The organism is Sulfuricurvum sp. (genome assembly GCF_019163035.1).
In the GTDB taxonomy this organism is placed as follows: domain Bacteria; phylum Campylobacterota; class Campylobacteria; order Campylobacterales; family Sulfurimonadaceae; genus Sulfuricurvum.
Map to the genome: position 1 here is coordinate 10,323 of NZ_JAFLKV010000023.1, position 5,796 is coordinate 16,118.

At 41.4% G+C, this 5,796-nt stretch carries 6 protein-coding genes; 4 read left to right on the top strand and 2 right to left on the bottom strand.

The features are described 5' to 3' along the window. The coding region (gene topA / locus JZU62_RS02160; protein ID WP_295011453.1) for a type I DNA topoisomerase at positions 1 to 1,835 on the bottom strand (1,835 nt) is incomplete at its 3' end. An 85-nt stretch (positions 1,836 to 1,920) separates the two neighbouring features. Next, positions 1,921 to 2,466, bottom strand: coding sequence for a DUF882 domain-containing protein (locus tag JZU62_RS02165; protein ID WP_295011455.1), 546 nt, complete (start codon positions 2,464 to 2,466; stop codon positions 1,921 to 1,923). A 126-nt stretch (positions 2,467 to 2,592) separates the two neighbouring features. Between JZU62_RS02165 and JZU62_RS02170 the strand changes: the two genes are divergently transcribed. From JZU62_RS02170 to JZU62_RS02185, 4 genes are read left to right on the top strand one after another with little or no spacing between them, the layout of a single operon-like run. Then, a complete protein-coding gene (locus JZU62_RS02170) occupies positions 2,593 to 2,985 on the top strand; it encodes a hypothetical protein (protein WP_295011456.1) in 393 nt (130 codons plus the stop codon). Then, entirely contained in the window at positions 2,985 to 4,433 is a 1,449-nt protein-coding gene (locus JZU62_RS02175) for a hypothetical protein (protein ID WP_295011457.1), read from the top strand. The genes JZU62_RS02170 and JZU62_RS02175 overlap by 1 nt, the downstream gene beginning before the upstream one ends. Positions 4,434 to 4,435: 2 nt before the next feature. Beyond that, positions 4,436 to 5,230, top strand: a complete 795-nt coding sequence (locus JZU62_RS02180) for a hypothetical protein (RefSeq protein WP_295011458.1) — start codon at positions 4,436 to 4,438, stop codon at positions 5,228 to 5,230. After that, positions 5,217 to 5,660 (top strand): hypothetical protein, encoded by a 444-nt coding sequence (locus tag JZU62_RS02185; protein ID WP_295011460.1) that lies wholly within the window; start codon positions 5,217 to 5,219, stop codon positions 5,658 to 5,660. Before JZU62_RS02180 ends, JZU62_RS02185 begins: the two co-directional genes overlap by 14 nt. Positions 5,661 to 5,796 lie beyond the last annotated feature (136 nt).

Sequence of the window (5,796 nt, forward strand, 5' to 3'; positions counted from 1 at the left end):
GTCGGGTTCTCTTTTTGGCTCTCTTCAGTCTGCTCGGTGTATTTACACTTCGGAAAACCGCTACACGCGATAAACTCACCGAAACGCCCTGAACGAAGTAAGAGCTCACTTCCGCATTGAGGGCAGTTACGTCCGAGCGGTTTTGCCATTTTAAGGCTGACGATATTATTTTTTCCCGCTTCGATTTGCTCAAGAAACGGGTAGTAGAAATCGAGCAAAATTTTGTGCCACGATTTGCCGCTCTCGCTGATCTCATCGAGGGTCTCTTCCATCGTAGCAGTAAAGCTGGCATCGACGATCTCGTTGAAATGGCTCTCTAGCATCTCTGTAACCGTGAATGCTATCTCAGTCGGGATAATGGCACGTTTCTCGATTTCGATGTAGTTACGTGCTTGGAGTGTACTGATCGTCGGTGCATAGGTTGATGGACGACCGATCCCCTCGCTCTCTAATTTTTTAATCAAACTCGCTTCCGAGTAGCGTGATGGCGGTTCGGTGAAGTGTTGTTCCGTCGATATGCTTTGGATATCGATTGCATCACCCGTTGTAAGTGATGGAAGGAGCTTGTCTTTGTCATCACTCCCTACTACACGGTAAAATCCGTCAAACAAGAGTTTGCGTCCGGTTGCTCTGAACTGTGCATTAGGAGATTCAAATGTAATACTTTGTTGCTCAAATCGTGCGTCGTTCATCTGACACGCGATGAAGCGGTTGTAGATCAGACGGTAGAGTTTAATCTCATCAGGTTTGAGATAGGTTGCCGCGATCTCAGGGGTAAAGGCAAGCATGGTCGGGCGGATCGCTTCATGCGCCTCTTGTGCCCCTTTGGATTTTTTCGTGTAAATTTTTACACTTTCTGGCAAATACTCTTTTCCGTAACGGCTCAAAATTAGCTCACGTGCCGCTTCAACTGCTTCACCTGCAAGATTGAGGGAGTCGGTACGCATATAGGTGATAACACCGCTGGTTCCATCAGGCGTTTTTACCCCTTCATAGAGTGCTTGGGCGACCATCATCGTTTTCTTCGGAGAGAAGCCGAGCTGAGAACTGGCAGTTTGTTGAAGCGTCGAGGTCATAAACGGTGGAGGAGTAGAAGATTTACGCTCTTTCGTTTCGATCTCACCGACTTTGAAACTCTCACCCTTGAGTGTTGTTACAATCCGTGCTGCAACATCCCCCGTTTTAATAGTGAGTTTATCAATTTTCTCATTTTCAAAACTGACCAAAGTTGCTTCGATATCTTTTTTAAACAGGGTATCGATTGTCCAGTACTCTTCTGGGATAAAGGCGCGAATTTCACGTTCACGATCAATGACAATTTTAAGGGTTGAGGATTGAACACGACCTGCTGAGAGCCCTTTTTGGATTTTGCTCGCTAAAAGCGGAGAGAGCTTATACCCCACAATACGATCCAGCAATCGACGTGCCTGCTGAGCATTAACACGATCCATATCGATGGTACGTGGAGTCTCTAACGCATGGATGATAGCATTTTTCGTAATCTCATGAAATACTATACGCGGTAGTGATTCAGGGTCTTTATCAATCGCATGGGCGATATGCCATCCGATTGCTTCTCCCTCGCGGTCTTCGTCGGTTGCGATAAAGATTTCATCACTTTTTTTGGCAAGTTCTTGAATTTGCTTGACGGTTGCAGTGCTATCTTCACTGATACGATACTCAGCAACGATTTTATCGTCATCAATTTTAATCCCGAAACGATTTTTAGGGAGATCCCGTATGTGCCCTTTTGAGGCGATGACTTCGTAGTCTTTGGAGAGGAAGTTTTTAATGGTCTTGGCTTTGGCCGGTGACTCTACGATAATGAGTTTCAAAAAGGAAATCCTATATATTATGGATGAATTTTGAAAGTGTAACAAAAAAAGGTCAAAATAAAGCCATATTTTTCAAGTAAGGAACCTAACCCCTCCACGCTCGCTCTTTCCAAGTATCGACATGAACGAAACTCGAATATATTCCTATTCCCGATCCACCGCACAAGCGGAGCAATCTGGCTAAATAATCAGCAGGCAACCCTTCAATTTTTATATCTGCTGCTTTTCCGTAGAGGTGCATCGAGTTAAATGCGGCTCCTTCTGTAGTTGCATTGGTATGTTCAGTTCGATAGCCTGAGGTGAGGATGATAGGGCGATTGATATGATTAGTGGATAACCATTGCTGTGCTTGTGCTAATACGACAAATAAATTAGGGTCCATCTGCACCGCCACCCCTGCGCGCACATCCGCGAAAATACGACACAAATCGTTATATCCGTTTTCTTCTATTTTTCCCTCGCGCATAAAAGGGATTTTATACTCTCTACCGTTGCGAATAAGATGCAAAAGTTCAGAATCCTTTTTATTATTTGCGTAAAGAGTTCCTGTTGCACTAAGGGCAAGTGCACTTTTTAAGAATATTCTCCTCGATGGATCGACAAGGGAAGATTCTATTTCTTTACTTTGCATCTTAAGTTATGACTCTTTTATCTATCAATTTTAAATAATTACAAGCAATTTATAGTCCATTTTATTTTTACAATTGGCACACTTCTTGCTTCTTGTCCTAAAATAATCTTGAAAGAAAGTGTCGGTATGAACTATTTTTGGTCATTTCTTTTCCTTACACTCTCGCTAAATGCGGCTTACAACCCATTTTTTCGTGAAGCTGTAAAACTTAAGAAGCCTCCGGTAGCAACGTCAGAAGTACGCCCTATGCCTCTTCCTCCGTTGCTGGCACCACCATCATTACCAGCCGTAAAACCGGTTTTTGACCTTTCTCAATTAGTTTATAACTGCTATTTGGAGACCAATAAAGGAAAATTTATCCTACTTAAAATTGGAACCAATACCGTTGTTCTTAAAGAGGGAGATCCATTTTATGCGAATAACCAAAAATATTTTATCCGTAATATCACCAGCAACTACATTACTGTAGATGACGCCGGACGGGTTCAAACCATCTATTTTACGACAGGAGCACAATAATGCGTTCAATTATCCTTGCTGTCGTTCTTCTGGGATTAAGTGGATGCAGCGTCGCCACTAAAAAAGAGACCCTTACTCCTGAGATGCACCTACAAGAACTGGATAACAATATCACTCAAATCCAACGTTCCGAACCGGCAATGCAAATCGTCGAAGTAAATGCCGATAATTTTCATATTGAACAACAAATCATCCCAGATAAAGAGATTATCAAGCGGGCTAAAATTATGGGTGCCGAGCTCAGTGATGTTATCGCATTACTCACCGAAGCGACTGATGAGAATGTTGTATTTCAGCTTCAGTCTGAATCGGCAAATTCAAATAAATATAATACTAATATAGGCTCTAACGGGAGCAATAATAATGCATATTCAGGTAAAAATGATTATTTGCTTTCCGAAACCAATATTAACCTTTCAGCATCCAATATCCCTTTTGGAAAAATGCTTCAAAAAACCGTTGGGGATAAACTTAGTATCCTTTATAGCGACGACACCTTTTATTTAGGGAATATGCGTACCGTAACCCTCAAAATCCCTTCCGTTAATGGTTTACCTGAAATATTAAAATCCAGCATCACTTCTATGGGCGCAAGCAATGTCACAACCGATGCCATTACCTCATCTGTGAGTTTTTCAGCACGTGAAAAAGAGTATGGCGATATCATGAAATATCTTGAAATACTCCGTAATAATCTCTATGTCATCGAGTATGAAATTTCTATCTATGATGTTGAACTCAAAGATAATTATGCTCTTGGAATTGATTGGAGTTTAGTTCCTACTCTCGCACAGAATGGACTTAGTTTTGTCGCTTCTGCAGGAGCAGGACTAGGTTCTGCAGGAACATCTGCTGTTCCACTCACCTTTGGAATGATCATGAAAAATGATACCTATAACGGCAAAGCACTTGTTAGTGCATTGGAAAATTTCGGAAAAGTTGAGAGCGTTCAACGACCAAAACTTTTAGGTCTAGCCGGAACCAATGTCAAGCTTACTGACGGTATAGAGGCCCCTTATATTAGCGGTATTCAAAACACTTCAGTCAGTGGCAGTGGTGCTTCGCAAGTTTCTACCACCAGTGCCACCGCACTTAGTGGATTAGAGATTAATCTCAAATCCAACATGCTTGATGGAACCGTCATCACAGATATTGGTCTAAAAATTAATGATATCGTTGGCTACACTTCTTTTGAGGTAAATGGAAATAAATTTTCTCAACCTCAAACCGTTACCAAAGCGATCAATAACACTATGCGAGTTCAACCGGGTATTCCAATCGTTATCTCTGGACTTTTTCGCAATAAAAGCGATAAAGGGTGGAGCGGTCTTCCAGGTCTTGGGGATAGTGCAGCTGGTGTCGTAGGGGGAGCCCGTCACGAATCCAGTACTAAAAGCGAGATGGTTATCGTTGTCACCCCTCGTGTAATCAAGTATGTGATGAGATAAGCATGGCTATTTTTACAGCAGGATCTCTTAGTTTTAACAGTGATATGAGCACTATCCGTGCACAAGTATACGCTAGCGTACGCAGTGATCTTGATTCTCCCGCTGTTAAAGTCTCTTTGAGAAAACACACCGAGGGGATCAACTATATAGCCTTTCTTCCGAAAGAGAAATTAATTTATGAGAATGTCCTTAGCCTTGCGTCTAAAAATCAGGGTAAAAGCGTCATTATTTTCGAACTTGATTATAAAAATGTCGGTGTGGTACTCGAAGATGACAAAATCATGGACTATATTCTCGATAAGCCCGAAGAATTTGCACAAGAGCGTAATTATGGAACTGTATATGCTGATAATGTTAAAGGGGATAAACTGGTTTCCCTTAACCTCGATAAGGAGCGTCAGGACACATGGATTGGTAGCTTTTTATTAGCATCTACGATCGTTGTCACTTCAGCTATTTTGTATGCCGGATACAGCTACTTAAATACCACTGAATTAAATCTAACAAATAGGGATGTCTTGGTAAAAGAGTACAAACAGTTAGTAACAAAGAATTGTCAAACGTCATTCGCAATGACGAAAAAAGTGGATATTGTCCATGAACTTGAAAAAATTGAGGAGATGACAAAATCCACGGAGTCCACCCTTCAGCAGATAAGCTATCGCGATGATAGCTTATGTGCTGAGGTGGTGACACCAAACCTCAACGCTTTTGTCAGGTTGTTACCACCAGAAGCAGAAATTATAAAGGAAGACGTTGCTCAAGGCATCGTGCAATATTGCAATGAAAAAATATAGTCTTGTTGGTCTCTTTGTTGTTATTTTATTAACAATTTTAGTCGCAACATACTTTTATTTTCTCGATATTGTCTACGAAGATAAAACGGTAGCCGAAGAGGTGAAAACCTTTAGTGCTTTAAAAACTGCCGTTGAGCAACCAGTTGCTGTGTACGCAGAAGGTGATGTTCTGCGTACTAAAAATGATCAATACGAAGCTATGCTCCAAGAATTGGGGATGGAAGCCGAAGTAAAGATCGACCAACAAAAATTAATTATCCAAGGAGGCATTCATGACACCTATTCATACTTACTTTTGAAGCGGCTACTGGATGTTGTCAAAAATGATGACGTAGAGTTAGTCAGCAGCTGCATCGGACAAGGATGCACGGGGGATGAATTCGGTTTTTCAATCACCATTCATCCGTATGTATTAAAGATTCCAAACTAAAAAACCGATTTAGCGGCAAGAAAGCTGCTAGTCACAAAAAAGGATATACAATGAAACAGGCTTACACAGGAATGAGAAAAGGTATCTCTCTCGTAGAGATGATTATTGCGATTATTTTATTCGCTACATTGGCAAC

What these genes read in the sequence shown, in the direction of transcription:
- JZU62_RS02165 (WP_295011455.1), bottom strand. Translation starts at nt 2,466, where the DNA reads ATGCAAAGTAAAGAAATAGAATCTTCCCTTGTCGATCCATCGAGGAGA.
- JZU62_RS02170 (WP_295011456.1), top strand. Translation starts at nt 2,593, where the DNA reads ATGAACTATTTTTGGTCATTTCTTTTCCTTACACTCTCGCTAAATGCG.
- JZU62_RS02175 (WP_295011457.1), top strand. Translation starts at nt 2,985, where the DNA reads ATGCGTTCAATTATCCTTGCTGTCGTTCTTCTGGGATTAAGTGGATGC.
- JZU62_RS02180 (WP_295011458.1), top strand. Translation starts at nt 4,436, where the DNA reads ATGGCTATTTTTACAGCAGGATCTCTTAGTTTTAACAGTGATATGAGC.
- JZU62_RS02185 (WP_295011460.1), top strand. Translation starts at nt 5,217, where the DNA reads ATGAAAAAATATAGTCTTGTTGGTCTCTTTGTTGTTATTTTATTAACA.